24 protein-coding genes are annotated in these 26,543 nt (G+C 33.0%); 10 read left to right on the top strand and 14 right to left on the bottom strand.

The window, feature by feature from the left end:
- Positions 1-5 precede the first annotated feature (5 nt).
- Entirely contained in the window at positions 6-1,145 is a 1,140-nt protein-coding gene (locus tag LNP27_RS12055; protein WP_229941850.1) for a serine hydrolase, read from the top strand.
- 21 nt (positions 1,146-1,166) lie between these two features.
- Here the strand turns inward: LNP27_RS12055 and LNP27_RS12050 are convergent, their stop codons facing one another.
- Positions 1,167-1,688 (bottom strand): DUF7935 family protein, encoded by a 522-nt coding sequence (locus LNP27_RS12050; RefSeq protein WP_229941848.1) that lies wholly within the window; start codon positions 1,686-1,688, stop codon positions 1,167-1,169.
- 129 nt (positions 1,689-1,817) lie between these two features.
- Here LNP27_RS12050 and LNP27_RS12045 point away from each other — a divergent pair, with 129 nt between their 5' ends.
- From LNP27_RS12045 to LNP27_RS12025, 5 genes are all read left to right on the top strand, one after another.
- Positions 1,818-2,585: a sulfite exporter TauE/SafE family protein gene (locus tag LNP27_RS12045; RefSeq protein WP_229941847.1), complete on the top strand. Its 768-nt coding sequence runs from the start codon at positions 1,818-1,820 to the stop codon at positions 2,583-2,585.
- A 117-nt stretch (positions 2,586-2,702) separates the two neighbouring features.
- Positions 2,703-5,036, top strand: coding sequence for an ATP-dependent helicase (locus tag LNP27_RS12040; protein ID WP_229941846.1), 2,334 nt, complete (start codon positions 2,703-2,705; stop codon positions 5,034-5,036).
- A gap of 60 nt (positions 5,037-5,096) precedes the next feature.
- Positions 5,097-5,717: an L-threonylcarbamoyladenylate synthase gene (locus tag LNP27_RS12035; protein ID WP_229941845.1), complete on the top strand. Its 621-nt coding sequence runs from the start codon at positions 5,097-5,099 to the stop codon at positions 5,715-5,717.
- Positions 5,718-5,821: 104 nt separating this feature from the next.
- Complete coding sequence (locus LNP27_RS12030; protein WP_229941844.1) at positions 5,822-7,234, top strand: sensor histidine kinase; 1,413 nt, start codon at positions 5,822-5,824, stop codon at positions 7,232-7,234.
- Complete coding sequence (locus LNP27_RS12025; RefSeq protein ID WP_229941843.1) at positions 7,234-7,971, top strand: LytR/AlgR family response regulator transcription factor; 738 nt, start codon at positions 7,234-7,236, stop codon at positions 7,969-7,971. Before LNP27_RS12030 ends, LNP27_RS12025 begins: the two co-directional genes overlap by 1 nt.
- 75 nt (positions 7,972-8,046) lie before the next feature.
- On the opposite strand, the gene LNP27_RS12020 is transcribed toward LNP27_RS12025, so the two are convergent.
- Genes LNP27_RS12020 through LNP27_RS12010 form a run of 3 tightly spaced genes read right to left on the bottom strand, consistent with a single transcriptional unit; the run spans position 8,047 to position 10,396 of the window.
- Positions 8,047-8,880, bottom strand: coding sequence for an OmpA/MotB family protein (locus LNP27_RS12020; protein WP_229941842.1), 834 nt, complete (start codon positions 8,878-8,880; stop codon positions 8,047-8,049).
- A gap of 55 nt (positions 8,881-8,935) precedes the next feature.
- On the bottom strand, positions 8,936-9,934 hold the full coding sequence (locus tag LNP27_RS12015; protein ID WP_229941841.1) for a glycosyltransferase family 2 protein: 999 nt from the start codon (positions 9,932-9,934) through the stop codon (positions 8,936-8,938).
- A 12-nt stretch (positions 9,935-9,946) separates the two neighbouring features.
- The gene (locus LNP27_RS12010) at positions 9,947-10,396 is read right to left on the bottom strand and encodes a type I restriction enzyme HsdR N-terminal domain-containing protein (RefSeq protein WP_229941840.1); all 450 of its coding nucleotides are present in this window, start codon (positions 10,394-10,396) and stop codon (positions 9,947-9,949) included.
- Positions 10,397-10,481: 85 nt separating this feature from the next.
- On the opposite strand from LNP27_RS12010, the gene holA reads away from it, so the two are divergent.
- From holA to ettA, 3 genes are all read left to right on the top strand, one after another.
- On the top strand, positions 10,482-11,486 hold the full coding sequence (holA, locus tag LNP27_RS12005; RefSeq protein WP_229941839.1) for a DNA polymerase III subunit delta: 1,005 nt from the start codon (positions 10,482-10,484) through the stop codon (positions 11,484-11,486).
- A gap of 76 nt (positions 11,487-11,562) precedes the next feature.
- Positions 11,563-11,745, top strand: a complete 183-nt coding sequence (locus LNP27_RS12000) for a CAL67264 family membrane protein (RefSeq protein WP_196851371.1) — start codon at positions 11,563-11,565, stop codon at positions 11,743-11,745.
- Between the two features lie 74 nt (positions 11,746-11,819).
- Positions 11,820-13,514 (top strand): energy-dependent translational throttle protein EttA, encoded by a 1,695-nt coding sequence (ettA, locus tag LNP27_RS11995; RefSeq protein ID WP_229941838.1) that lies wholly within the window; start codon positions 11,820-11,822, stop codon positions 13,512-13,514.
- 68 nt (positions 13,515-13,582) lie between these two features.
- Here the strand turns inward: ettA and LNP27_RS15270 are convergent, their stop codons facing one another.
- From LNP27_RS15270 to LNP27_RS11985, 3 genes are all read right to left on the bottom strand, one after another.
- Positions 13,583-13,708, bottom strand: coding sequence for a hypothetical protein (locus LNP27_RS15270; RefSeq protein WP_255673702.1), 126 nt, complete (start codon positions 13,706-13,708; stop codon positions 13,583-13,585).
- Positions 13,709-13,784: 76 nt separating this feature from the next.
- Positions 13,785-14,201: a thiol-disulfide oxidoreductase DCC family protein gene (locus LNP27_RS11990; RefSeq protein ID WP_229941837.1), complete on the bottom strand. Its 417-nt coding sequence runs from the start codon at positions 14,199-14,201 to the stop codon at positions 13,785-13,787.
- A 186-nt stretch (positions 14,202-14,387) separates the two neighbouring features.
- Positions 14,388-16,553 (bottom strand): endonuclease MutS2, encoded by a 2,166-nt coding sequence (locus LNP27_RS11985; RefSeq protein ID WP_229941836.1) that lies wholly within the window; start codon positions 16,551-16,553, stop codon positions 14,388-14,390.
- Positions 16,554-16,724: 171 nt separating this feature from the next.
- Here LNP27_RS11985 and ung point away from each other — a divergent pair, with 171 nt between their 5' ends.
- Entirely contained in the window at positions 16,725-17,405 is a 681-nt protein-coding gene (ung, locus tag LNP27_RS11980; protein ID WP_229941835.1) for a uracil-DNA glycosylase, read from the top strand.
- A gap of 64 nt (positions 17,406-17,469) precedes the next feature.
- Here the strand turns inward: ung and LNP27_RS11975 are convergent, their stop codons facing one another.
- From LNP27_RS11975 to LNP27_RS11945, 7 genes are all read right to left on the bottom strand, one after another.
- Positions 17,470-17,853: a DUF4258 domain-containing protein gene (locus tag LNP27_RS11975; RefSeq protein ID WP_229941834.1), complete on the bottom strand. Its 384-nt coding sequence runs from the start codon at positions 17,851-17,853 to the stop codon at positions 17,470-17,472.
- Positions 17,854-17,888: 35 nt separating this feature from the next.
- On the bottom strand, positions 17,889-19,088 hold the full coding sequence (locus LNP27_RS11970) for an alanine dehydrogenase (protein WP_229941833.1): 1,200 nt from the start codon (positions 19,086-19,088) through the stop codon (positions 17,889-17,891).
- Between the two features lie 90 nt (positions 19,089-19,178).
- The gene (locus LNP27_RS11965; protein ID WP_229941832.1) at positions 19,179-19,652 is read right to left on the bottom strand and encodes a GNAT family N-acetyltransferase; all 474 of its coding nucleotides are present in this window, start codon (positions 19,650-19,652) and stop codon (positions 19,179-19,181) included.
- Between the two features lie 8 nt (positions 19,653-19,660).
- Complete coding sequence (gene tsaE / locus LNP27_RS11960) at positions 19,661-20,068, bottom strand: tRNA (adenosine(37)-N6)-threonylcarbamoyltransferase complex ATPase subunit type 1 TsaE (protein WP_229941831.1); 408 nt, start codon at positions 20,066-20,068, stop codon at positions 19,661-19,663.
- Positions 20,069-20,141: 73 nt separating this feature from the next.
- Positions 20,142-21,695: a T9SS response regulator signal transducer PorX gene (gene porX / locus LNP27_RS11955; RefSeq protein ID WP_229941830.1), complete on the bottom strand. Its 1,554-nt coding sequence runs from the start codon at positions 21,693-21,695 to the stop codon at positions 20,142-20,144.
- Between the two features lie 285 nt (positions 21,696-21,980).
- A complete protein-coding gene (locus LNP27_RS11950; protein ID WP_229941829.1) occupies positions 21,981-23,381 on the bottom strand; it encodes an efflux transporter outer membrane subunit in 1,401 nt (466 codons plus the stop codon).
- Positions 23,371-26,541, bottom strand: coding sequence for an efflux RND transporter permease subunit (locus LNP27_RS11945; RefSeq protein WP_229941828.1), 3,171 nt, complete (start codon positions 26,539-26,541; stop codon positions 23,371-23,373). Before LNP27_RS11945 ends, LNP27_RS11950 begins: the two co-directional genes overlap by 11 nt.
- Positions 26,542-26,543 lie beyond the last annotated feature (2 nt).

Genomic DNA, 26,543 nt, shown 5'->3' with positions numbered 1-26,543 from the left:
CAATTATGATCCAACTTAAAAAATCTATTTTTTATTTCTTAGTACTAACCTTAGTGGGTTGTACTTCACAAAAAAATGTGCTTCAAAAAACTTTAGCGTCTAAAAATCCAAATATAAAACGCGTGATGGACAACGTAAAGCAACATGAAATTCAAATTATTTACACTCAAATTATAAGAGATAAAAAAGGCAATGTTTCCTTTAAGGACTACACTTATAACCTTGATGCTAATAATTATTTCTATCCAGCGAGTACTATAAAATTTCCAATAGCTATTTTAGCATTAGAAAAGTTAAATACAATTAAAAATACTTCAGTAAACACCGAATATCAAATTGAGGGAAATAATGTTAAATTAAAGTTTTCAGAGGAAATCTCTAAAGTTTTTGCGGTAAGTGACAATGTTGCAAGCACCAATTTATTTGAGTTTATAGGATTCGATTATATGAATCAAAAGATGAAAGATAAGGGCCTGTCGCCGTTTAGAATGAGTCATCGCCTTTCAGGTACTAATCCAAGTAGTCCGTTTGTCAAATCGACAAAGACATTTAAAGGTGATAATAGCGTTGAAATATTTCCTTCGAAAGTAAATCAATCAGTAATCCCTTTAGATCTAAACGGCATCAAAAAAGGAATTGGCTACATAAATGGTGAAGATAAATTAGTTAATGAGCCTTTTGATTTTTCTAAAAGGAATTATTATCCATTGGAAACGCTTCATAATACACTAAAACGACTCGTTTTTCCAACAGTTTTCAAAGAGGAAGAGCGCTTTAAAATTACTGAAAAAGATCGCGAATTCATTCTCTTTTCAATGCAGAATTTACCAAGAAATGCTGGATTTGATGCAGTCGAATACTACGATGGTTATTGCAAGTTTTTCATGTTTGGAGACACTAAAGAAAATATCCCTTCAAACATAAAGATTTATAACAAAGTAGGTAATGCTTATGGTACAATGATAGACTGTGCCTATATTGTTGATGAAGTGAATAAAGTTGAATTTATGCTTTCAGCAACAATTATAGCCAATAAAAATGGCATTTTTAATGATAACAAGTATGAATACGATAGTATAAGTTTGCCTTTCCTAGCAGAGTTAGGACGCCAATTGTATGATAGAAATAAAAAATTAGAAAGATAAATAAATCTAAACTTTTTACTTTTACCACAATTGTCCAACTTCATTTTTAATAAAAGAAAGTGCAGCACTACTTGGGGTTGGCTTTTCTAGAAAATCGCTAACTATAAATGCCCGTAAACTATCAGCATCAGTAACTTTTTCGTTTTGAGTAGCTAATCGTATCATTTGGATAGTTGCATTCTTAGCAGTAAGTATTACAGACCAACACTCTTCTGAAACATAGATTTGTTGCGATAAATTATGTTCAAATTCTTGATCTATCTGTGCTATTACTAAGTTTTGATAGTCTGTTTTATCATTTGATAATGGACTTATTCTTACCATCATTTGTGACGGATTTATGCGCTCCATCAACAAGGTTAGGCGTTCATACGCTTGCAGTCGAAGTGGCAAAATAGCGGGTTTATTTTCTTTTTGCAATAACCAACGTCTGGTGTTTTGCTGATCCTTAAAATAAGAATCAAATAAAAAATAAGCAACACCGCCAGTAATTAGCGAAGGCAAGGTATAAGCAATTATTTCGATGATTTTTGTAGAGTCCATTTTGATGTAAATTTTGAAAAGCAAAAATATACTTTTTTGATTATAAATCGACCTCATTTAATTAGTAATAAATGATTGTGAATAGTATTTTTGCCGTTTATACTTGGAAATTTAATAGTACTTATAGTAATGGAAACTTACGTATTGGTTTTACTTTGTTTAGCTGCTTTTGCTGCGGGATTCATAGATGCAATTGTAGGAGGTGGTGGACTAATACAAACGCCTATGGGACTAATTTTATTGCCTAATTTGCCTGTTTCCACGGTTATTGGAACTTTAAAAGTTCCTGCTTTTAGTGGAACGTCATTTGCGGCTTATCAATACCTTAAAAAGGTAGATATGAACTGGAAATTATTACTCATTATGATGCTTTTGGCTTTTCCTTCGGCTTTTTTAGGATCTACATTATTGACTTATGTTAGTAATGATTTCATGAAACCATTATTGTTAGTAGTTTTGTCATTCTTGGTCATTTATACCTATGCAAAAAAGAATTTTGGTCAGCATGCTGAAAAAGAACATTCCCCCAGAACTCAAATTATCAATGCCATTGGAATTAGTTTTATTGTTGGACTCTATGATGGATTTATTGGTCCGGGAACTGGTAGTTTTTTAGTGGTAGCCTTTATTGCAATTATGGGTTTCGATTTTTTGCATGCCTCAGCTAATGCCAAAATGGTTAATTTGGCAACAAATTTTGGATCTATTTGTTTGTTTATTTTAAAAGGAAAAATAATTTGGGCAATTGCACTGCCTATGGCTGCTAGTAATGCTTTAGGGGGTTGGATTGGAGCAAAACTTGCCATTAATAAAGGAAATAGCTTTATTCGTGTTTTCTTTTTAATAGTAGTGATAGGAACATTAATCCGTTTTTCTTATGATGTATTTTATAAATAAATGAGGAGAATATCTTATTAATAGTAAAGCAATAATGAATTAATCAATAGTTATTTTTTAGTGCTTAAAACCTCATTCAAAATTGCTATTTTTGCATACAATACTATAAAAATTTCCATGCATAAATATATCGATCAACTTAATGAAGCCCAGCGTGAACCTGTTTTGCAAAAAGAAGGACCCATGATAATTATTGCAGGTGCTGGTTCTGGAAAAACGCGTGTGCTGACTATTAGAATTGCTTATTTGATGCACCAAGGAATTGATGCGTTTAGTATTTTGTCATTAACTTTTACCAACAAGGCTGCTCGCGAAATGAAAAAGCGTATTTCAGATATTGTGGGTGCAGGCGAGGCTAAAAATCTTTGGATGGGAACATTCCACTCTGTTTTTGCTCGAATTTTACGTTCAGAAGCAGAACATCTAGGGTATCCTTCTAACTTTACCATTTATGATTCTCAGGATTCACTTCGTGCTATTTCAGGAATAATCAAAGAAATGCAATTAGATAGAGATGTGTATAAACCCAAACAGGTTTTAAGCAGAATATCTAATTTTAAAAATAGTTTGATTACAGTAAAAGCCTATTTTAATGATCCTGAATTACAAGAAGCCGATGCGATGTCTAAAAAACCTCGAATGGGTGAAATTTATCAAAATTATGTAGACCGTTGTTTCAAATCAGGCGCAATGGATTTTGATGATTTGTTATTGAAAACTAACGAATTACTAACTCGTTTTCCGGAAGTTCTTGCTAAATATCAAAATCGTTTTCGATATATATTAGTGGATGAGTATCAAGATACGAATCACTCTCAGTACTTAATCGTTCGTGCGTTATCAGATAAATTCCAAAATATATGTGTGGTAGGTGATGATGCACAAAGTATTTATGCTTTCCGTGGTGCGAACATTAATAATATTTTGAACTTCCAGAAGGATTATGAAGGCGTGCAAACGTATCGACTGGAACAAAACTACCGTTCGACTAAAAATATTGTAGAAGCAGCGAATACAATTATAGATAAAAATAAAGTAAAGCTAGATAAAGTAGTTTGGACTGCCAATGATTTTGGTCCCAAAATAAAAGTGCATCGCAGTTTAACGGATAATGAAGAAGGTCGATTTGTAGCAAGTACCATTTGGGAGCAAAAAATGCAGAACCAACTGAATAATGGTGCTTTTGCTATTTTATATCGCACCAATGCGCAATCGCGTGCTATGGAAGATGCTTTGCGTAAAAGAGATATTCCGTATCGTATTTACGGTGGACTTTCCTTTTACCAAAGAAAAGAAGTTAAGGATGTTTTGTGTTATTTACGGTTAGTAATTAATCCAAAAGATGAGGAAGCTTTAATGCGAGTAATCAATTATCCTGCTCGTGGAATTGGGAATACAACTATCGAAAAATTAACTATTGCAGCCAATCATTACAAGCGTTCTATTTTTGAAGTAATGCAAAATATCGAACGAATAGATTTAAAACTGAATGCTGGAACCAAACAAAAGCTACTTGATTTCGTCACTATGATTCAAAGTTTTCAAGCGATTAATGAAAATCAGGATGCTTTTTATGTAACGGATCATGTGGCTAAAAAAACAGGATTAGTTCAAGAGTTAAAGAAAGATGCTACTCCGGAAGGAATGGGTAAAATTCAAAATATTGAAGAGTTATTAAACGGAATCAAGGATTTTACGGATGGACAAAAAGAAGTAGATGGCGCTAGAGGAGCTTTATCTGAATTTATGGAAGATGTAGCTTTAGCAACAGATTTAGACAAAGATACTAGCGATGAAGATCGTGTGGCTCTGATGACTATTCACTTAGCTAAAGGATTGGAATTCCCTCATGTTTTTGTGGTAGGAATGGAGGAAGATTTATTCCCAAGTGCGATGAGTATGAGTACTAGAAGTGAACTAGAGGAAGAGCGTCGTTTGTTTTATGTAGCGTTGACTCGTGCAGAACACCAAGCATATTTGACTTACGCACAGTCGCGTTATCGCTGGGGAAAATTAACTGACAGTGAGCCTTCTCGTTTTATTGAAGAAATTGATAGTCAGTATCTAGAATATATGACACCGCCTGAAAATAATTATCGATACAAACCAATGATTGATAGCGATATTTTTGGAGATGTAGATAAATCTAAATTACGTCTTGCAAAACCGATAGGAGGAACGCCACCACCAAATCCTTCAAATAATGAAGTTAAAGCGGACATTAATGTACGCAGATTAAAACCAGTTTCTACTAATGCAGGTTCTGGAAGCGCTAATTTATTTGATAATAAATTGGTTGCTGGAAATATTGTAATGCACGAACGTTTTGGGAAAGGACAAGTCGTAAATCTCGAAGGCGTTGGTGCTGATAAAAAAGCAGAAATCAAATTTGAAGTCGGCGGAATTAAAAAGTTATTATTGCGATTTGCCAAACTGGATATTATAGGGTAATAGTGATAGTAATAGTATGCTCTAGTTAATGTATTAGCTAACCATAAATAAAATAAAAAAATGGCTCAATTTATAAAAATATACGAAGATAAACCTAACGAAGCGGCTATTGGCAAAGTAGTAAAAGTTTTAAAAGAAGGTGGCTTAATTATTTATCCAACGGATACCGTTTATGGATTAGGTTGTGATATTACCAATACAAAAGCACTAGAGCGCATCGCTAAAATTAAAGGTATTAAGCTTGAAAAAGCTAATTTCTCGTTTATTTGTCACGACTTAAGTAATATTTCAGATTATGTACGTCAAATAGATACTTCTACTTTTAAGTTGCTGAAAAGGGCTTTGCCTGGACCCTATACTTTCATTTTGCCGGGCAATAACAATTTACCAAAAGAATTCAAGAAGAAAACTACGGTCGGAATCCGTGTTCCTGATAATTCTATTGCATTGGAAATTGTAAAAATGTTGGGAAATCCTATTGTTTCTACCTCAATTCGTGATGAAGATGATGTTATAGAATATACTACTGATCCTGAGCTCATTTTTGAAAAATGGCAAAATCTTGTCGATTTAGTTATTGATGGTGGTTATGGAAATAATGTAGCATCAACAATTATTGATTTATCAGGTGATGAGCCTATTGTAGTAAGGGAAGGGAAAGGGAGTTTGGATATTATTTAAAGATTATTTACCATTCACTAGCCGATAAATGCATTTCACTATCTTTATTTTTTATTAAAATTCAAATCATCCGACTTTTGATTTAAATTTTAAAAAACAGCATTATGAAAGCATTTAAAAAGTTTTGTTTACTGACCATCTTATCTTTTATTATTTTTATAGTATTTTTTAGTACCATTCTAGGTAAGTTTGGTGCTAATTTCACAGGCTCAATATGGTATGTTTTTAGTTATTATTCAGGTTATTTTGGGTTGTCTTCATTTAGTTATGTTTACATTTTTGAAAGACAGCAAAATAAAAATGAGAGTATTACACGTAATTTATTGCTAGCTGCTGCAAGTCTCTTTATTTTGGTTGTTTTATATAATGGACTTATTTTAGGCGATTTGTCAGAGATTAGTAAAAGTTTCTATTCGGGTGTAACCTCTCATTATTTTCTTTGTATATGCATCTTCTCTCTTGAATATTTGGGCTCGAAGCTGCTGGTATACTCTTCCAAATCAGATCAATTATTTTTTGATGAAAAAATACTTTTTTATATTAAATTAATTATATTAACAAGTTTCGTTTTATCCCTATTTGGAATGATGTTAATATTAACTCAAATAGAAAGTGCATTCTCTACTTTTGATCGTTTGTCCGTAAATAACCTAATTCCTATCTTTCTTGAAATATGTGGATATTGCCTTCTGGTTACAAGTGTTTCATTAGTTTTAATCTGGGGATTATCACGTTTACCATTTTTAAAACAAAACAATTTATTGATAGTCCTAATACTTTTTTTATCACTGACCTTTCTATTAAGATTACAGATACACGTTTACGATAATATTTATTTAAATTCATTTTTTGACCCCTCTACTTTAGCACCTGCTTTATTAATGGTTTTACTTTTGTATCGCATTAACCAAAGGAACACTGATTTTAAAATAAAAACCTTAACCAATTCCTTTTCTAAAAAAGAAGCCGAATATTTGCAATTGAAAAATCAGATTAATCCTCATTTTTTATTCAATAATTTGAACACTTTAATTTCTTTTATCGAAATAAATCCTAAGAAAGCGGTTGAATTCGGTCATCATTTATCGAATACTTATCGTCATTATTTAAAGAATCAAAACGATGATTTTGTTTTACTAAAAGAGGAATTGGAGTTTATAAAAGAATATCTTGAAATTTATAAGGCGAAATTTGAAAATGGTTTCTCATTTGAAATTAGCGCTCTTCCAAAAGAAAACGAATACATGTTGTCCCTTTCGCTGCAGGAAATTGTAGACAATGTTTTTAAGCATAACAAGATGGACGAAGAGAGTCCTTTGGAAATACGAATTTCAACAGGTGATGATGGCTTGCTTATTGAGAATTCCGTTTCTAATAGATTAAACAAGCAATCCAATCAAATAGGTTTGGAAAATATTAATAAACGCTACAAAATTTTGACTAATAAAGAAATTCAGATTGTTAGTACTTCAAGTATGCATCAAGTAAGTCTTCCCATTTTAACACTTGAATCCTAATGACGGCAGTAATTATTGAGGATGAAATTCCGGGAGCCAAGCGACTGGAGAAGCTATTGATTGAAAAAGACTTCACGGTGTTAGTCGTTCTAACTTCGGTTGTCAGTGCTTTGAGGTGGTTTGAAGAAAATAATCATCCCGATTTGGTTTTCATGGATATCAAATTGAGGGACGGAAATTGTTTTAGAATATTGGATAGCATTCAAATAAAATCCAAGATTGTTTTCACCACGGCTTATGATGAATTTGCGCTGAAGGCATTCAATTATAATGCTATTGATTATCTTTTGAAACCCATTGATGAGTCTAAGTTGGATAAAATGATTTCAAAATATGATGCTTTCAAAACTGGTTTTGCAAATGCGTCGAACTGGAGATTTTTGGAAGAAAATATAGAAAATAAATTTAAGACCTCCTTCCTAGTTTCTTCTGGGAATCATCTGAAAAAAATCGAATCCGATGAAGTGATTTGTTTTTTTAGTGATGCCAATGCTTCTTTTATTTTGACCAATCAATCCAGGCAATTTACAATCAATAATTCTTTAGATAACTTAGAGCAACAGCTCGCGCCAGAGTCGTTTTTTAGAATTAACCGAAAGTTTCTGGTCAATAAAAAATATATCTCAGCATTGAAAAATGACACCCAAATGATACTTCAAATTCCTGATGCAAAAGAATTTAATTTTGTGGTCAGCCGATTAAGAATAAGGACCTTTTTAGAATGGTATAAAAAATAAAAACGTCTTGAGAAATCAAGACGTTTTAGTATTATAAGTAGACTGAACACTAATTAATGTTCACTGAATACTATATTATTTAGTTTGTTTTTTCATTTCTTTCTCAATCATTTCGTAGAATTGATCAATTTTAGGTAAAACAACGATACGAGTTCTTCTGTTACGAGCTCTGTTTTCAGCTGAATCATTACCAACTAGTGGAACGTATGAACTTCTACCTGCTGCAATTAATTGCTCTGGCTTAACACCTAATTGGTTTGTTAATACACGAATAATTGAAGTAGAACGTTTAACACTTAAGTCCCAGTTGTCTAATAAAATCCCTGAACCATTGTAAGGTACATTGTCAGTATGTCCTTCAACCATACATTCAAAATCTGGTTTGTCATTAACTACTTTTGCAACTTTAGCTAAAACACCTTTTGCTTTGTCAGTTACATCATAACTTCCTGTTTTGAATAATAATTTATCTGCAATAGAGATAAATACTACACCTTTCTCAACATTGATTTCGATATCTGGATCAGAAATTCCAACCGCACTTTTTAAACTAGTTACGACCGCAAGAGTTACACTATCTTTTTTAGTTAAAGCATCTTGCATTCTGCTTATTTTTAAATCTTTTTCTTTAATAGATTCTAAAGCTTTTTCAATACTAGCAGCACCTTTTGTAGTCAAGATTGTCATGTCTTTTGAAGTGTTGATTAAAGTTTGATTGTGTTCTTTCAAACCATCAACTCTAGCAACAAGACCCGCTTTCTCTTCTAAACAAGAATTTAATTTTACTGTTGCAGTATTTAATAAATCTTGAGTTTCTTTGTTTCTAGCTTCTAAGTCTGCATATTTCTTTTTAGAAACACAAGAAGTTAACAGAGCCATTACTGATAAGGCTATTACAATTTTTTTCATAAATAGTTTAAATTTAGATTATAGTGTTAGTCGCAAAGTTAATTTTTATATTTAATTAAATTCTAAATAAATCGTTAAAAACGACAACTTTTCTAATAAAATAGGAGTACACGATGCTTTTGACATTGTAATATTTATGACATTGTGTTTTACTTCGCTTTTTGTAATACCTATTGTAGAAACCGTAAAATGACCAATGCGCTTTTAGAATTGCCCACAAATGTTTTGGTTTTCCTTTTACTAAAAATTGAATTCCTGCCGCACCATCTAATACCATTCGGCCCATTAAAATTTTATATAATTTCTCTTTCGGAAGGTTTTTAGTCAACATCAATAATGAATTTCTGAAATTCAAAAATGTCTTCATAGGATTACCTTGTTGCAAAGTAGCCCCGCCCACATGGTATACGATCGATTGTGAATTGTATTTTATTTTGTGACCTTCATTAATGGCTCTCCAGCATAAATCAATTTCTTCTTGGTGAGCAAAAAACTCTCCATCAAATCCATTGAGTTCCTGGTAAACTTGGCTTCTAATAAAAAAGCACGCTCCAGATGCCCAAAATATTTCACAGTTATCATTGTACTGTCCGCTATCTTTTTCTAAAGTATCAAAAATTCTACCTCTGCAATAAGGATAACCGTACTGATCGATGAATCCGCCCGCCGCTCCAGCATATTCAAAATATTCTTTACGCTTATAGTCTAATATTTTTGGTTGGATTATAGCGGTGCTGCTTTCATTTTCGAAAGTATTAATAATAGGTTGTAACCAATTTTTTGTAACCTCAATATCAGAGTTCACTAAGGCGTAAATTTCTGAATCAATATTTTTCAAAGCTTGATTGTATCCACTTGCAAAACCAAGATTACTTTCGTTTTTAATAATGGTAACAGTTGGATAAAATGCTTTTATATAGGAATTCGAATCGTCAGTAGAGGCATTGTCAACCACATAAATAGTTGCTTGAGGAGAATATTCAACTATGGATGGAAGAAATTTTTCTAGCAATAACATTCCATTCCAATTTAGTATAACAACAGCTATTTTCATCTTAAAATTTGATTATCGGATTTGATAAATTGGCAATTCACTAAGGAATTGATATTTTTCGTTTTCAAAATCCATTTGACAAAAGTAATGATTCAATCCGTTAGTTACCATCAAAAATTGGGCATTCAAAGTCATATTATAGGTTGCAATTTGATCAAAAGTTGCTTGAGCAATTTTAATTTCAGGCGCTTTACATTCAACTAAAATGAATATGGAACCATCAGAATTGTACACAACAACATCGTATCTTTTGCGTAAGCCATTGACCTTTAAAACCTTTTCAACATTGATTAGTGATTTGGGATATTTTTTTTCTTCCAATAGAAATTGGACAACATGCTGACGAACCCATTCTTCAGGAGTAAGTGCAATAAATTTTTTTCTAATTGCATCAAAAATAGCCACTTTATTTTCGCTATTTTTGAAACGAAATTGATATTTAGAAAAATTTAATTGCCGCATGGAGCAAAAGTATAAAATAAGATTTAAAAATTAAAGTTTAATCTTACTCAAGGTTTGACAAAGCTGGAATTTGAAACAATAAACAATGGACGAAGTACTTAAAATTGTAAATGATATAAAAACGGGTAACATAAAACCAATTTATTTCTTGATGGGAGAAGAATCCTATTATATAGATAAGTTGTCTGACTATATTGAGAAAAAGGTACTTACCGAAGAGGAAAAAGGTTTTAATCAAACGGTTCTATACGGAAGAGATGTTACTATTGAAGATATTGTGTCGACAGCCAAGCGATATCCTATGATGGCAGAACGCCAAGTTGTCATTGTCAAAGAAGCTCAAGATTTACTTCGAACTATTGACAAGCTGGAAAGTTATGCTGAGAATCCAATGCCTACAACAGTTTTAGTCATTTGCTATAAATATAAATCTCTTGATAAAAGAAAAAAAGTAACCAAGCTAATAGCAAAAAATGGTGTTGTTTTCGAAAGTAAAAAATTATATGAAAATCAAGTGGGTGACTGGATCAAACGTGTTTTAGCAGGGAAAAAATACACCATAGAACCAAAAGCTACAGCAATGCTAGTTGAATTTTTAGGTGCTGACTTGAGTAAAATTAACAATGAACTTGAAAAGCTACAAATTATTCTTCCTGTTGGAAGTGTTATAAATCCCATGCATATTGAAGAGAATATAGGCTTTAGTAAAGATTTTAATGTATTTGAATTGCGAAAAGCACTTGGCGAACGCAACCAATTAAAAGCCTACACTATTGCTGAAAATTTTGCCCAAAACCCAAAAGACAATCCAATGGTGGTAACTACGAGTTTAGTTTTTGGATTTTTTATCCAATTGCTAAAATACCATGGATTGAAAGATCGAAATCCTAAAAATGTAGCGGCAGTGATAGGGGTAAATCCTTTCTTTTTAAAAGAATATGATGTTGCTTTGAAAAACTATCCAATGAAAAAAGTGAGTCAAATTGTGGCTGCACTGAGAGATATTGATGTAAAGAGTAAAGGTGTGGGTGCTAATGCATTATCACAATCTGATTTATTAAGAGAAATGCTTTATAAAATATTTAATTAAAGACTAAAAATTACCGATATTTGTAAATCGGTTTCGAAGCATCGAAATCGGAATTAAAAATAAAACTCCACAAATTATGGGAATGAATAAGAATACCATTTTAGGATGGGCCACATTAATCATGATTTTAATGGGTTTACTACTAATAGGATTAGGCGCATTTAGATACAGTGATGTATCAGGATGGGGATTTGCAGCAGTAGGTGTTGGATTTTTAGCCAATGCTTGGGTGTTCAGTTCACTTAAAGGTAGACTTTAATAGTTGTTTTAAATGTTGACCCGAGCCTGAAAGAGCGAATAGACGAAGTAATATTAAATTTTAAATAAAAAAAAATGGCAGACGATAAAAAAGTGATCTTCTCAATGTCAAAATTGAGTAAAACCTATCAAGGAGCTGATAAGCCTGTACTTAAAAATATTTATTTGAGTTTCTTCTACGGAGCTAAAATTGGTATTTTAGGTTTGAATGGATCTGGGAAATCTTCTTTATTAAAAATTATTGCTGGTGTTGATAAAAATTACCAAGGAGATGTAGTTTTTGCACCAGGATATACTGTTGGTTATTTAGAGCAAGAACCTATTTTAGATGACAGTAAAACAGTTATTGAAATTGTAAGAGAAGGAGTTGCTGAGACGATGGCTGTTTTAGAAGAATACAATCAAATTAACGATTTATTTGGTCTTGAAGAAAACTATTCAGATCCAGATAAAATGGACAAGTTAATGGATCGTCAAGCAGCTTTGCAGGATAAAATCGATTCTTTAGGTGCGTGGGAAATAGACACTAAATTAGAGATTGCAATGGATGCGTTGCGTACTCCAGAAGGTGATACCCCAATTAAAAACTTATCAGGAGGAGAGCGACGTCGTGTAGCTTTATGTCGTTTGTTATTGCAACAACCTGATGTATTGCTTTTAGATGAGCCTACGAATCACTTGGATGCGGAAAGTGTACTTTGGTTAGAGCAACATTTAGCACAATATGCGGGAACTGTAATTGCAGTAACGCACGATAGATATTTCTTGGATAATGTTGCCGGTTGGATTTTGGAATTAGACAGAGGTGAAGGTATTCCTTGGAAAGGGAACTATTCTTCATGGTTAGACCAAAAATCGAGCAGAATGGCTCTTGAGGAGAAAGTAGCTTCAAAACGCAGAAAAAATTTAGAACGCGAATTGGATTGGGTTCGTCAAGGAGCTAAAGGTCGTCAGACGAAACAAAAAGCACGTTTGCAGAACTATGATAAGTTATTAAATGAAGATCAAAAACAATTGGATGAAAATTTAGAAATTTATATTCCAAATGGCCCACGTTTAGGAACGAATGTAATTGAAGCTAAAAATGTTGCCAAAGCTTTTGGTGATAAATTACTATATGATAATTTAAATTTTACCTTACCACAAGCTGGAATTGTTGGAATCATCGGACCAAATGGTGCTGGTAAATCGACCATTTTCAAAATGATAATGGGTGAAGAAAAACCAGATTCAGGTGAGTTTTTAATTGGTGATACTGTGAAAATCGCTTACGTAGATCAAGCGCATTCTAATATTGATCCAAATAAATCTATTTGGGAAAACTTCGCTGATGGTCAGGAATTGATCATGATGGGAGGAAAGCAAGTGAATTCAAGAGCGTACTTGTCTCGTTTTAATTTTGGTGGTGGTGAGCAAAACAAGAAAGTTTCGATGCTTTCTGGAGGAGAACGTAACCGTTTGCACCTTGCCATGACACTTAAAGAAGAAGGAAACGTATTGTTACTGGATGAGCCTACGAATGACTTGGATATCAATACACTTAGAGCTTTAGAAGAAGGTCTAGAGAGTTTTGCAGGTTGTGCAGTAGTAATTTCTCACGACAGATGGTTTCTAGACAGAATTTGTACGCACATTTTGGCTTTTGAAGGAGATTCTGAAGTGTATTATTTTGAAGGAGGTTTCTCTGATTATGAAGAAAATAAGAAGAAACGTCTTGGTGGTGATTTAACACCAAAACGACTGAAATATAGAAAATTGATTAGAAGCTAGTTCACTTCTAATTTTTTCAACAGCAAAAGAGGATGTCTAAATTTTGGACATCCTCTTTTTTTATACTGTTATTTCTTTTTATCTGAATTCATCATAATAAAAACGGCGGCAACTAGTCCAACTATTACCAAACCAAATACGATAACCATTATAAACGTCCCGTTATCCATTGTAAAAAGTGTAGTGTCTTTCATCTTTATCAAATTTTAAATATTGTCCAAATATATACTTCTTGTAATATGTAGGGTATGATATTTATCATACTTATTTTTATTCCAAAAATTTGGATTCTAGCTCTTTAGTTGGAATTAAGCAGTTTTCCTTTTTTCCGTACCAATTATAACGGTTTTTAGCAATATAATCATAGATTGAATCGGTCAATGAAGTGGGTAATATCGAAAACAGAGTGGTTAAATATAATATCCCACTTAAGTATTTTGCGATTTGAAAAACTGCTTCTGATTTAGTGTAATAAGCAAAACCGGGCTGATAGAGAATAATACTATTCATTTCCTTACTCGGAAGTCCTAAGTATTTGATGATTTCTTGTCCTAAATCAGATTGTAAAGAGACGAATCTAAAAATATCTTTTTTATCGTTTTTAATTACAACTTGAACAGCCGAATCGCATAAATTGCAAACGCCATCAAAGAGGATGATTTTTTTGTCTTTAGGTAGTTTTTCCATTTTTTTGCCATTGCGAGTTACGAAGTAATCTTGCTACGTTGCTCACTTCAGTTGATCTTTTTCATTGCTATTTTAATGACTCAATTTCATTGCTTAATCTATCTGTTTATTTTCGTGTAATTGCGTAGTTCCTCGCACTGAGATGATAAATAGATCAGAAAGAGCTTTTCCTCGCAATGAATTACGCTACTTTTTAACTGCTTCAACTAATTCTAGATCATCTAAACTTACTTTAGACATAAACATTCCGTAATTTACATTTACTTTATTTTTTTCAATGGTTTCAATACTTCCAACTGCTTTTCCGTCTAACATTCGTACTCTGTCACCAACTTTTAAAATATGCTTCGGTTTTTCAATTACAGGTTTTAGTTTCTTTTCTTTCTTTTCTTTTCTAATCTCCTCAACATGAACAGTTACTTCTTGAATGACCTCTTTTTTCTTTGCAACAATCGCTTTTGCTTCCTTAGGAGTCGCTTTTTTACGCTTGGAATTTTCTATTTCTATGATTTTTAAAAACTCAGCAATCAGATCTTTTTTGTTTTTATTATTGAAATATTTCTCCGCAATATCTTCTATTTTAGTACCTATATAAATCGTTTTTTGGTTGCTATCATACAATTCCTGGTAGCTTTCCAATTTTTGTTTGATTTTTATATTGATAGTTTCCATCTTCTTTCCTTCTTCACGCGCTTTACTCTCTTCTTCTTTTAGTGTTTGCGACGTTTTTTCCATTTTAGAACGTTCTTTCTGTAAGGTTGCAATAGTTTTATCAAAACGAACTTTTCCAACTTCAATCTTCTTTTTAGCGCGATTGATTAACCCAAAAGGGATTCCGTTTTTCAATGCTACTTCAAATGTGAAAGAACTTCCTGCTTGTCCCAAAGCTAATTTATACATCGGTTCTAATGACTTTTCGTCAAAAAGCATGTTTGCATTAGTAGCAAAAGGCAGTTCGTTTGCTAAAATTTTTAAGTTGGAATAATGTGTTGTAATGATCCCGAAAGCTTCCCGATGATAAAACTCTTCTAAGAAAATCTCAGCTAACGCGCCTCCTAATTCAGGGTCAGAACCGGTCCCAAATTCATCAATAAGGAACATCGTTTTTCGATTACACTTCTTTAGAAAGTAGTTCATGTTTTTTAGTCGGTAACTATAAGTACTTAAATGATTTTCAATTGATTGATTGTCTCCAATATCTGTAAGTATTCTGTCGAATAAGAAAGTTTCACTACGTTCGTGAACAGGAATCAACATTCCTGATTGTAACATCAACTGTAGTAAACCAACGGTCTTAAGTGAGATCGTTTTTCCACCAGCGTTAGGACCAGAAATAACAATAATTCTATTTTCCTGACTTAATTCAATAGTTTGTGGATGCGTAATTTCGTTTTTTTGTTTGTTATTCAAATACAAAATAGGATGGAAGGCATCTCTAAAATACAGCCTTCTATTATCAGTAATGTTAGGCATAATTCCATTGATGCGATTGGCGTATTTTGCTTTAGCAGCAATTACATCAATATCGCTCAAGAACTCTTGATACTCTATAAGCAATGGTAGATAAGGCCTAATTTGATTTGTTAATTGTTTTAGAATTCTAGTTATTTCTTCTTTTTCCTCATATTCTAAGTTGCTCAGTTCTCTAGAATAGTTTAGCGTTGCTTCAGGTTCGATATATGCAATACTTCCGGTTTTAGAACTACCTAAAATAGATCCTTTTACTTTACGTCGGTACATGGCTAAAACTGCCAAAACTCTACGATTTTGCACAAAGCTTTCTTTAATATCATCTAAATATCCTAAAGCATTATATTGTGTTAGCGCAGTTCCAAAACTTTGATTGACTTTTCCACGAATCACATTCATATTTCTACGAATGTTCAATAAATCTGGTGAAGCATTATCTTTTATTTCGCCGTATTTATCAACAATTTCATCCACCATTGTGATAATATCTTTGGTGAATTCAACCTGCAAAGCTCTAGAGTTTAGATTGGGATAGTAGTCTTCAAATTTTTTAAAATAAGTCAATAGAAAATTTACCGTTGAGGATATAGTTGCTATTTTTCTAAAACTACCTACTTCAAGAAAACTATCTTCAATAGCAAGAAATCTAATTTCATGCGTGATCGCATCAAAACCATGATTTGGAATTGCATTATTATTTTGGAAAGACGAAACATATTCTGATGTTTGCATTAATGCCTTCATCAAAGTTTCCTTATCCTTAAAAGGAGTTATTTCAAGTGCTTTTTGTTTTCCTATATCAGTATTACAAATTGCCGAAATCGTTTCAAGAACGGTTGGAAATTGTAAATCTTGTAATGTCTTTTCGGTGATGGATATCATTTATCTATAATAATTCTTTGCGACACAAAAATAGTTAATAGTTAAGACTATTTAACAGTCATTCACAAAGAATTAATGAATGTTTATTATCCTTATTTAACGTGAAAAATTATAGATTCTTGCTCTTGCTCTGCAATTACTCTGTGTATCTTTGCTAAATAATAATTATTTATGCAAACGAATCTCAATCCAAAATGGCAAACTGTTTTGTCAGATGAAATCCAGAAGCCGTATTTTGATGACTTAATGGAAGATGTTGCCGAGGAATACTACGCACATATATGTTATCCGCCCAAAGAATTAATTTTTTCGGCCTTTAATTATTGTAGTTTCAATGATTTAAAAGTAGTGATTATTGGTCAAGATCCTTATCATGGTAAAGGGGAAGCGAATGGTTTGTGTTTTTCAGTGAACGATGATATTCGGATTCCGCCATCATTACGAAATATTTACCGAGAACTGAGTGATGATTTAGGAACTATTTTTCTACCAACTTCTGGTAATCTTGAAGATTGGGCAAGACAAGGAATTTTACTGTTGAATGCATCTTTGACTGTAAGAGAGGATTCGCCAAATAGTCACAAACATTTAAAATGGAATCATTTTACCGATGCTGTAATTCAGAAAATTTCAGAAGAAAAAGAAAATGTGGTATTCCTACTTTGGGGCGCATTTGCAAATAAAAAAGGACTTAAAATAGATAGAAACAAACATTTAGTTTTAGAATCTGGACATCCTTCGCCCATGAGCGCTAATCAAGGGAAATGGTTTGGAAATAAACATTTTAGTAAAACGAATGATTATTTAAAACAAAATGGAAAAGAAGCTATTAAATGGTTCTCCCAATACTAAATTTATAGGTAAGGAAATCTAAATATCTTTTTTGATGGTGGCACGCCCAAATAAATGGAATAGCTTATTTATTCTCTATTTTTATAATATCGTCTAAAACTGCTTTATTGTCGTAGTTAATTACTTTTAGAATAATCTCTTGGTTTTTTACGGTTTTTCCTTCGATAATATATAATTTTCCTTTTTTGTATACAACATTACTTTGGTCAAAATCTACATCACCAAATTTTAATGAGTTTTTAATATCGGATGTGTCGACCCATTTTTCAGTAAGTATTTGCGAGGCTTTTTCAGAATAATGAAAAGGTTTATTGCGCAAATCATTCAAAACTCTTGAATTTGGAAAATAATTACAGCGTGTATCTTTACCACTAAAAACCATTGCAACGAAAAAGACTCCAATTACTAAACCTACTAAATAATAAGCAAAACGATGTATAAACTTCATGACTAATTTTTGTGCAAAGGTAGAAGAAAGTTTCCTTAAAAAACAATTAAATTAATGTCGTTGCTAGGTAAATCAAACCAATCTCCTATAGCGCTATTAGTGAGGATTCCGTGGTACATATATACTCCGTTTTTTAATCCTTTATCGAAACGAATCGCCATTTCAATTCCACCATCTGCAGCAATTTGCATTAAGTAAGGAGAAATTATATTGCTTATAGAAAGTGAGGCTGTTTTAGAATATCGGGAAGGAATATTGGGTACGCAATAATGTACTACATTATTTTTGACAAAGGTGGGTTTCTCGTGAGTGGTAACTTCAGAAGTTTCAAAACACCCTCCAGTATCTATACTTACATCGACGATTACGGCACCATTTTTCATGTGTTCGACCATAGTTTCTGTAACAATTATAGGACATCGTTCTTTCCCTCGCATGGCGCCAATAGCGACATCGCAACGTCGTAAAGCTTTTAATAATGATTTAGGTTGAATGGTAGAAGTAAAAATTCGTTGATTTAAATTATTCTGCAAACGACGTAATTTAGTTATCGAATTGTCAAATACTTTAACACTTGCTCCTAGACCAATCGCTGTTTTAGCAGCAAATTCACCTACTGTTCCTGCACCTAAAATAACAACATCAGTAGGCGGGACGCCAGTAATATTTCCGAACAATAATCCTTTTCCAAACTCATTCGTAATCATTAATTCGGCAGCGATTAGTATCGACGCGGTTCCTGCTATTTCGCTTAATGACTTCACAGCGGGATAATATCCATCTTCATCTTTAATGTATTCAAAGGCTAAGGCAGTAATTTTCCTTTTGCTTAATGCCTCAAAATATTTTTTCTTTCTAGTCTTTATTTGAATCGCCGAAATTAGAATTGTTTGCGGATTCATCATCGCTATTTCCGCAGTTGTAGCGGGTTCTACTTTAAGAATCATCGGGCAGCTAAATACTTTTTTAGTGTCATTAGTAACTTCTGCACCTGCTTCACTATATTCCTTGTCAGAATAGCTTGAACTTTCTCCTGCGCCAGATTCAATCATAACTCGGTGACCATGATAAGTAAGCGAATTTACAGCATCAGGAGTAAGACAAATGCGGCGTTCTTGATGACTGGTTTCCTTTGGTATCCCAATAAAAAGTTCACTTTTCTTTCTTCCTACTTCAAGTTTTTCTTCCTGAGGTAGTAATTGTTGCTTTGTAAATGGTGTGTTAGTAATTGGCATTAGGTTGTTATTTTGAAGGTACAATTTACGCAAAAGTTTTAGAAAAAAGTATAATAGTTTATTTTATAAGTAGATATGAATTTTAGCAACTTATATAACTATTTTTTCCATTTTGATATCAGCTCTTTCATAGATTCCGTTTTCTAATTCTATTTCGACAAAACCGTGTTTTTTATACAAATGAATTGCTGGTTCTAGCTTTCGATTCGAATATAAAATCAGTTTTTGAATGTTTCTTTCTTTGGCAAAAGCCAAACAATGTTCTACTAATTTTTTGCCAATTCCTAATCCTTGAAGACCATCAGTAACTGCCATTTTACTCAGTTCGAAAGTCGTATCGTCAATTTTTATTAAGGATACCGTTCCAACGATTTCATCTTTATATTTCGCATAAAAAATCATTCCGCCTTTATCTATAATTTGGCCTTTTGGATCCGAAAGTACGATTTCGTCTTTGGGTTCCACCTTGAAATATTTTTTCAGCCATTCCAAGTTCAAAGTTTTTATAGGCGCTGCTAATGTTGCTGAAAAAGGGATGATTTCTACAGTATTGTCTAAACTCATAATTACTTTTAACTTAAGGTTAAAGATCTTTTTCCATCAGGAAGCAGTGAAATAGTTATAACAGAATGTTTATTAGGGATCAAATTTGGAATTTTTTCTGCCCATTCGATAAAGCACCAATTACCCGAATATAAATAATCATCAATACCCATATCTAATGCTTCGGTTTCTTTATTTAGACGGTAAAAATCAAAATGGTAAACTAGTTGATTATTATCGGCTTCATATTCATTAACTAAAGAAAAAGTTGGACTGCTTGTTGCATCAGTAACGCCAAGATTTCGACACAATTGCTTGATTAAAGTTGTTTTTCCAACACCCATTTCGCCATGAAAAAGAATCACTTTTTTAGGGTTATTGGCTATAATTTTTTGCGCTACTTCTTCGAGCTGGTCAATAGAAAAAATGATATTCATTCTTATAAAATTGTTTAAATTTTAAAGTTTAAGGTTCTTGCCGTACACTGAAAACTAAGCTTTACTTCTTTTTTTATTTTGGGTTAAAAACTAAAAACGGAATAATCATTTCTTCTAATGAAATTCCACCGTGCTGATACGTATTTTTATAATAACTCACATAATGATTGTAATTATTGACATAAGCCAAGAACAAATCATTTTTTGCAAAAATATAAGAACTACTCATATTTATAGCAGGTAAACCAATGTTTTTTGGATCTTTTACAGCATAAACATCTTTGTGTTCATATGTTAAACTGCGTCCTGTTTTGTAACGCAAATTCAAACTAGTGTTTTTATCACCAACAACTTTTGATGGATTTTTCACATTTATAGTTCCGTGATCTGTAGTAAGTATTAATTTGAACCCTAATTTTTGAGCTTGCTGAATGATTTCTAAAAGCGGTGAGTTTTTAAACCAACTCAACGTAAGCGAACGATACGCCTTATCATCGGAGGCAAGTTCTTTTACTACATCCATTTCGGTTTTAGCATGCGAAAGCATATCTACAAAATTATACACAACAGTAACTAAATCATTATTTTTCAAAGCTTTAAAGCCTTCCACTAACTTTTTACCACCAGCAAGATTTGTTATTTTAAAATAATCTTCCTTGATATTCAATCCCAATCTTTTCAATTGTGCTGTCAAAAATTCCGCTTCATATAAGTTTTTCCCGCCTTCTTCAGGATCATTTTTCCAATATTGTGGAAACTTTTTTTCCATGTCTAGTGGTGTTAAACCAGAGAAAATAGCGTTGCGCGCGTACTGAGTAGCAGTAGGTAAAATGGAATAATAAGGCACTTCTTTTTCTAACTTATAGTAGTTTCCTACTACGCTTTCAAACGCTTTCCATTGGTCGTAGCGCAGATTATCGATTACAACGAACAAAATAGGTTTGTCTTTTTTCTTGAGTTCTGGAACTACTAGCTCTTTGAATAACGTATGGGATTGAACTGGTTTATCCGCTTTTGGTTCAAACCAGTCCTCATAATTGCGCTCTATAAATTTTCCGAATTGCGAATTAGCCTCTGCTTTTTGAGATTCTAATATTTCAACCATTCCTTGATCAGCAATATTCTCTAGTTCTAATTCCCAGAAAATCAATTTTTTGTACATTTCGATCCAATCTTCGTATGAATTGACTTGTGCCATTTCCATTGTAATCTTTCTAAACTCCTTTTGGTAATCTAAAGTTGTTTTTTGAGAAATTAATCTAGAATGATCGAGATTTTTCTTTAAGCTTAACAAAATCTGATTTGGATTCACTGGTTTAATTAAATAATCAGCAATTTTAGAACCTATGGCTTCCTCCATTATGTATTCTTCTTCGCTTTTGGTAATCATAATCATTGGAATCGATGACTTCTTTTCCTTCATCTCTGATAGGGTTTCCAAGCCGCTCATTCCAGGCATGTTTTCATCTAGAAAAACAATATCAAAGTTGTTTTCTTCAAAAATAGTTATCGCATCAAGCCCATTATTACAGGTTGTTACTTCGTAATTTTTCTTTTCTAGAAATAATATATGTGGTTTCAATAGGTCGATTTCATCATCAACCCAAAGTATTTTTATTTTATCCATAAGTTCTATAAACTAGTGTTCTAAGGTACTAAATCAAAGTGCCAAATTACATTTTTTTAAAAGTTCTATCTGCTAATATTATTATAATTTTTTAACATATTAATTTTGAAAATGATGAAGAAGAACGTGCAGCAAATAGTTTTGAAATTTTATTTCTTTTTATTGAATGTGTTTTCATCATCGATCTTTAAAAAAATAAAATCATATTTTAAACAAAAAACCACTGCCTATTAAATAAGGCAGTGGTTTTAAACAAACAAAAATTAATAATAGGCGTACAGTCCGCTATTGCCATCCGCCACCAAGTGCGCGATACAATTGGATTATGGCTTTATATTGTTGATATTTATTGTCTATTAAACTAAGTTCAGCATTCAGTGCATTGTCTTTTACAGTCAATACTTCTAAATAATTGGCCAAACCATAGGTTAACAATTCATCTGAATAATCAGTTGCTTTATTCAATGCATCCACTTGCTTTTCTCTAACAGTAAGTTTGTAAGTCTCATTATTATATTGCGCCAAAGCATCCGAAACTTCTTTTCCAGCTGTTAACAACGATTGTTCAAATTGTAAATATGCTTTTTCTTGATTAGCTTTTGCAATTTCGAACTTCGTTTTGATCTGTCTCTGGTTAAAAATTGGTTGTGTTAAACCTGTAATTACATTTGCAAAAAGCGAATTGGCACTAAACCATTCTTTCAAATCAATACTTTGCAGTCCGCCTGATGCTGTTACTTTTAAAGTTGGATAAAAGTTACTTTTGGCAATATTAGTTTGTTCAAAATTAGAAATCAAATTGTATTCTGCAGCGATTACATCCGGTCTGTTTCTTAACAAAGTTGCAGGAACACCAAGCGTAATACTAGGTTGCATTAATTGATTTTCAAAAGTGCTTCTTTCAATTTGAGTACCACTTTCGCCTAAAAGAATACTCATGCTATTTTCTAAAATAATGATACTGTTCTTTAAATCAGCTATAATAATTTCAGTAGCATATTTCTGTGCTTCTGTTTGTTTCACACCAACTTCAGTAACATTACCAGCATCCTTCAATGAAATTATAGTTTCGATACTTTGGTTTCTGTTAATTAAAGTTTTCTCTGCTAATTTGATTTGAGCATCAACAGAAAGTAATTGGTAATAGGTTGCAGCGATGTTAGCAATTAATTGCGTTTTTACAGCTTGGTTGACGGCAGTTGTTTGGAAATAACTGGCATTTGCAGCTCGCTTATTACTTCTTATTTTACCCCAAATATCTGCTTCCCAAGAAAGATTTCCCGTCAATTGATATTGATCGGTAGATGTATTTTTTAACAAAGCACCAAATTGACTATTTTTAGAAAGTTCTTGATGCGTCCAATCAGCGCCCGCTGAAAAAGTAGGGAAGTATCCCGCTTTTCCTTGTTTCATCGCAGCTTCTGCAGCTACAATGTTTTGTATAGCGATTTTGACATCTAGATTATTATCTAAACCTTTTTGAATATATCCTTGTAAAAGCGTGTCAGTGAAAACTTTATCCCAAGCCACATTGGCAAAGGATAAAGTGTCATTTGAAACGACTTCGTTACGGTATAAATTTTCTGTTTTTAATTCTGGGCGCTTGTAATCTTTGGCTACAAAACACGATTGCATTACTGTTGCTGTTAGAACAAGGACTCCTATGTTATAGAAATTATTTTTCATTTTCTTCATTTAAAAGTATAGTATCAGATTCGGTAGTAACTACAGGTTTTCCTGAAATTTTTTCTTGTAAGTTTTGGAATATGATGAACAAAATTGGAACTACAAATACTCCTAAAATGGTTCCTACTAACATTCCACCTACAGCTCCCATACCAATCGAACGGTTACCAACGGCACCAACTCCAGAAGCAAAAGCCAAAGGCAATAATCCGAAGATGAAAGCTAGAGAAGTCATTAAAATAGGGCGTAAACGCGCTTTAGCACCTTCGATAGCGGCTTGCGCTAAGTCCATTCCGTGTCGGCGTCTTTGTATGGCAAACTCCACGATCAAAATGGCATTTTTGGCTAATAGTCCTATCAGCATTATCAGCGCGACTTGGAAATAAATATTATTTTCCAATCCAGCAAATTTTACAAAAGCAATTGCACCAGCAATACCTACAGGCAATGAAAGTAGTACAGATAGTGGTACTAAATAACTTTCATATTGTGCACTTAACAAGAAATAAACAAATATTAAACTTAGTAAGAATACACCAATCGCTTGATTTCCTGCAAGAATCTCTTCACGCGTCATTCCCGAAAACTCATAACTATACGTTTTAGGTAAATGCTGTGCAGCAACTTCTTGAATTGCTTTAATAGCATCACCAGAACTATAACCAGGATTTGCTTTTCCGTTTACGTTTACCGCCTTCAGCATATTAAATCGGGCTACAGCTTCAGGACCATAAATTCTTTTTAAATTTATAAACTGACTAATAGCCACTTGTTGACCTGCTGCATTCTTTACATAAATATTATTAATGGAAGCTTCGTTAGCTCTGTCAGACGGTTTAGCCTGAATCATTACACGGTATTGTTTACCAAATTTATTAAAATCAGTAGTGTACAATCCACCGTAGTACCCTTGCATGGTGTTGAAAATATCTGAAACCGATACTCCAGCATCCTTAGCTCTTTCTACATTAATATCCATTTGGAATTGAGGGAAAGCCGCATTAAAGTTGGTTTGAGCATATTGAATTTCAGGTCTTTTCATTAATTCTCCAAGAAATTCATTACTCACTTTACTTACCGTAGCCCAATCATCATCTCCCTTATCTTGAATTTTTAATTCGAAACCATCAGCTGAACCAAAACCTTGAACACTAGGAGGTGTGAAAAATAAAGCTCTTGCATCTTTAAAATGCGCTGTTTTTCCAAACAACTCTTTTACAACAGCATCCACGGATTGATTGGCTTCCTTACGGTATTTCCAATCTTTTAATTTTATTACTGTAAAGGCATAAGATCCTCCATTTACACTGTTCAGCAAACTGAAACCTACAACGCTCATTCTCGATTCAATTATATCCATCGAACCTAAAATAGTATCTAGTTCTTTAACTGCTTTTTCAGTTTTCTCTAATGTTGTTCCTGGAGGCAATGTTAAATCGGCCATTATTATTCCACGATCTTCATTTGGAATAAATCCAGAGGGTGTGGTTTGAAATAAAAGGAATGTGATTCCTGAAAAGGCAATAAGTCCTATAACTGTGATCCATTTTTTTCTTGCTAAAAATCCTAATGACTTCACATATTTGTTATTCATTCTATCAAAACTAGAATTGAAAGCAATGAAAAAACGATCTTTAAAATTAGCATCACGATGATCCGAATCTTTATGAGGTTTTAAGAATAAAGCACATAATGCAGGACTTAAAGTCAAAGCATTAACGGCTGAAATCAAAATTGCAATAGCTAAAGTAATTGCAAACTGTTGGTAAAATACTCCCGATGGACCACTCAAGAAGGACACAGGAATAAATACTGCTGCCATTACCATTGTGATGGAAATAATAGCTCCTGTAATCTCACTCATCGCAGAAATAGTTGCTTCTTTTCCTGATTTTGCGCCTTCATCCAGTTTGGCATGCACTGCCTCGACGACGACAATAGCATCATCGACCACAATTCCAATAGCTAGAATCATAGCAAACAACGTCAACATATTGATCGAGAATCCAAATATTTGTAGGAAGAAAAAGGTTCCAACAATAGCTACTGGAACAGCAATTGCAGGAATTAGCGTCGAACGGAAATCTTGCAAGAATATATACACGACAATAAATACCAGTATAAAGGCTTCAAGTAATGTAGTTAATACTTTGTCTATAGAGGCATCTAGAAATGTCTTGGTATTTAATGGAATCACATAATCAACACCTTTTGGGAAGTCTGGTTTTGTATCTTCTAAGATTTGCATTACCTCGGTAATAATATCTTGTGCATTAGAACCGGAAGTTTGAAAAACCCCTACTGCAACACCTTGTTTACCCATTGCGATATTCTTAGTTCCATAATTGAAACCTCCTAATTCGACAGTAGCAACGTCTTTTAAGTGTAAGAAATTCCCATTTCCTGTGGAGCGAATAACAATATTTTCGTAATCTGAAATTTCAGAAAGTCTTCCTTTATATTTAATTACATATTCATAAACACCTTCAGCATTCTCGCCAAATTTTCCAGGAGCTGCTTCTACGTTTTGTTCTTGCAATGCTGCTTGAATCTCTTTTGGAGAAACATTATACGAAGCCATTTTTGCAGGATCAATCCAGATTCTCATTGAGTAATCTTTGGCCCCAAAAACATTTACTTGTCCAACACCTTTTACACGTTGTAATTTTGGAACTAAATTTATTTTAGCATAATTCTGAATATAAGTTTCGTCAAAATCTTTGTTCTTTGAATATAAAGCAAAAAACATCAAAGCACTTGTTTGACTTTTTAACGTGGTAACCCCAGTTTGAACTACCGCTTGAGGCAGTTTACTTGTAGCACGCGAAACCCTATTTTGAACGTTTACCGCAGCAATATCTGGATCTACACCTAACTCAAAATAAACCGAGATTTTAGCAGAACCATCATTTGCAGCAGAGGAAGTCATATACGTCATTCCTTCTACACCATTAATTTCCTCTTCTAGCGGAATAACAACACTATTTAGTACTGTTTCTGCATTGGCACCGGTATAAGTAGCATTAACTTGAACTGTTGGCGGTGCAATTTCTGGATACTGTTCTACAGGTAATGACATCAATCCTAAAACCCCTAATATGGTTATTAAGATAGAGATTACGGTCGATAGGACAGGTCTTTCTATAAAAGTTTTTAACATTT

It is taken from the genome of Flavobacterium galactosidilyticum, assembly GCF_020911945.1.
Classification (GTDB): domain Bacteria; phylum Bacteroidota; class Bacteroidia; order Flavobacteriales; family Flavobacteriaceae; genus Flavobacterium; species Flavobacterium galactosidilyticum.
This window is presented reverse-complemented; position numbering and strand designations above follow the sequence as displayed.

What these genes read in the sequence shown, in the direction of transcription:
- LNP27_RS12055 (WP_229941850.1), top strand. Translation starts at nt 6, where the DNA reads ATGATCCAACTTAAAAAATCTATTTTTTATTTCTTAGTACTAACCTTA.
- LNP27_RS12050 (WP_229941848.1), bottom strand. Translation starts at nt 1,688, where the DNA reads ATGGACTCTACAAAAATCATCGAAATAATTGCTTATACCTTGCCTTCG.
- LNP27_RS12045 (WP_229941847.1), top strand. Translation starts at nt 1,818, where the DNA reads ATGGAAACTTACGTATTGGTTTTACTTTGTTTAGCTGCTTTTGCTGCG.
- LNP27_RS12040 (WP_229941846.1), top strand. Translation starts at nt 2,703, where the DNA reads ATGCATAAATATATCGATCAACTTAATGAAGCCCAGCGTGAACCTGTT.
- LNP27_RS12035 (WP_229941845.1), top strand. Translation starts at nt 5,097, where the DNA reads ATGGCTCAATTTATAAAAATATACGAAGATAAACCTAACGAAGCGGCT.
- LNP27_RS12030 (WP_229941844.1), top strand. Translation starts at nt 5,822, where the DNA reads ATGAAAGCATTTAAAAAGTTTTGTTTACTGACCATCTTATCTTTTATT.
- LNP27_RS12025 (WP_229941843.1), top strand. Translation starts at nt 7,234, where the DNA reads ATGACGGCAGTAATTATTGAGGATGAAATTCCGGGAGCCAAGCGACTG.
- LNP27_RS12020 (WP_229941842.1), bottom strand. Translation starts at nt 8,880, where the DNA reads ATGAAAAAAATTGTAATAGCCTTATCAGTAATGGCTCTGTTAACTTCT.
- LNP27_RS12015 (WP_229941841.1), bottom strand. Translation starts at nt 9,934, where the DNA reads ATGAAAATAGCTGTTGTTATACTAAATTGGAATGGAATGTTATTGCTA.
- LNP27_RS12010 (WP_229941840.1), bottom strand. Translation starts at nt 10,396, where the DNA reads ATGCGGCAATTAAATTTTTCTAAATATCAATTTCGTTTCAAAAATAGC.
- holA (WP_229941839.1), top strand. Translation starts at nt 10,482, where the DNA reads ATGGACGAAGTACTTAAAATTGTAAATGATATAAAAACGGGTAACATA.
- LNP27_RS12000 (WP_196851371.1), top strand. Translation starts at nt 11,563, where the DNA reads ATGGGAATGAATAAGAATACCATTTTAGGATGGGCCACATTAATCATG.
- ettA (WP_229941838.1), top strand. Translation starts at nt 11,820, where the DNA reads ATGGCAGACGATAAAAAAGTGATCTTCTCAATGTCAAAATTGAGTAAA.
- LNP27_RS15270 (WP_255673702.1), bottom strand. Translation starts at nt 13,708, where the DNA reads ATGAAAGACACTACACTTTTTACAATGGATAACGGGACGTTTATAATG.
- LNP27_RS11990 (WP_229941837.1), bottom strand. Translation starts at nt 14,201, where the DNA reads ATGGAAAAACTACCTAAAGACAAAAAAATCATCCTCTTTGATGGCGTT.
- LNP27_RS11985 (WP_229941836.1), bottom strand. Translation starts at nt 16,553, where the DNA reads ATGATATCCATCACCGAAAAGACATTACAAGATTTACAATTTCCAACC.
- ung (WP_229941835.1), top strand. Translation starts at nt 16,725, where the DNA reads ATGCAAACGAATCTCAATCCAAAATGGCAAACTGTTTTGTCAGATGAA.
- LNP27_RS11975 (WP_229941834.1), bottom strand. Translation starts at nt 17,853, where the DNA reads ATGAAGTTTATACATCGTTTTGCTTATTATTTAGTAGGTTTAGTAATT.
- LNP27_RS11970 (WP_229941833.1), bottom strand. Translation starts at nt 19,088, where the DNA reads ATGCCAATTACTAACACACCATTTACAAAGCAACAATTACTACCTCAG.
- LNP27_RS11965 (WP_229941832.1), bottom strand. Translation starts at nt 19,652, where the DNA reads ATGAGTTTAGACAATACTGTAGAAATCATCCCTTTTTCAGCAACATTA.
- tsaE (WP_229941831.1), bottom strand. Translation starts at nt 20,068, where the DNA reads ATGAATATCATTTTTTCTATTGACCAGCTCGAAGAAGTAGCGCAAAAA.
- porX (WP_229941830.1), bottom strand. Translation starts at nt 21,695, where the DNA reads ATGGATAAAATAAAAATACTTTGGGTTGATGATGAAATCGACCTATTG.
- LNP27_RS11950 (WP_229941829.1), bottom strand. Translation starts at nt 23,381, where the DNA reads ATGAAAAATAATTTCTATAACATAGGAGTCCTTGTTCTAACAGCAACA.
- LNP27_RS11945 (WP_229941828.1), bottom strand. Translation starts at nt 26,541, where the DNA reads ATGTTAAAAACTTTTATAGAAAGACCTGTCCTATCGACCGTAATCTCT.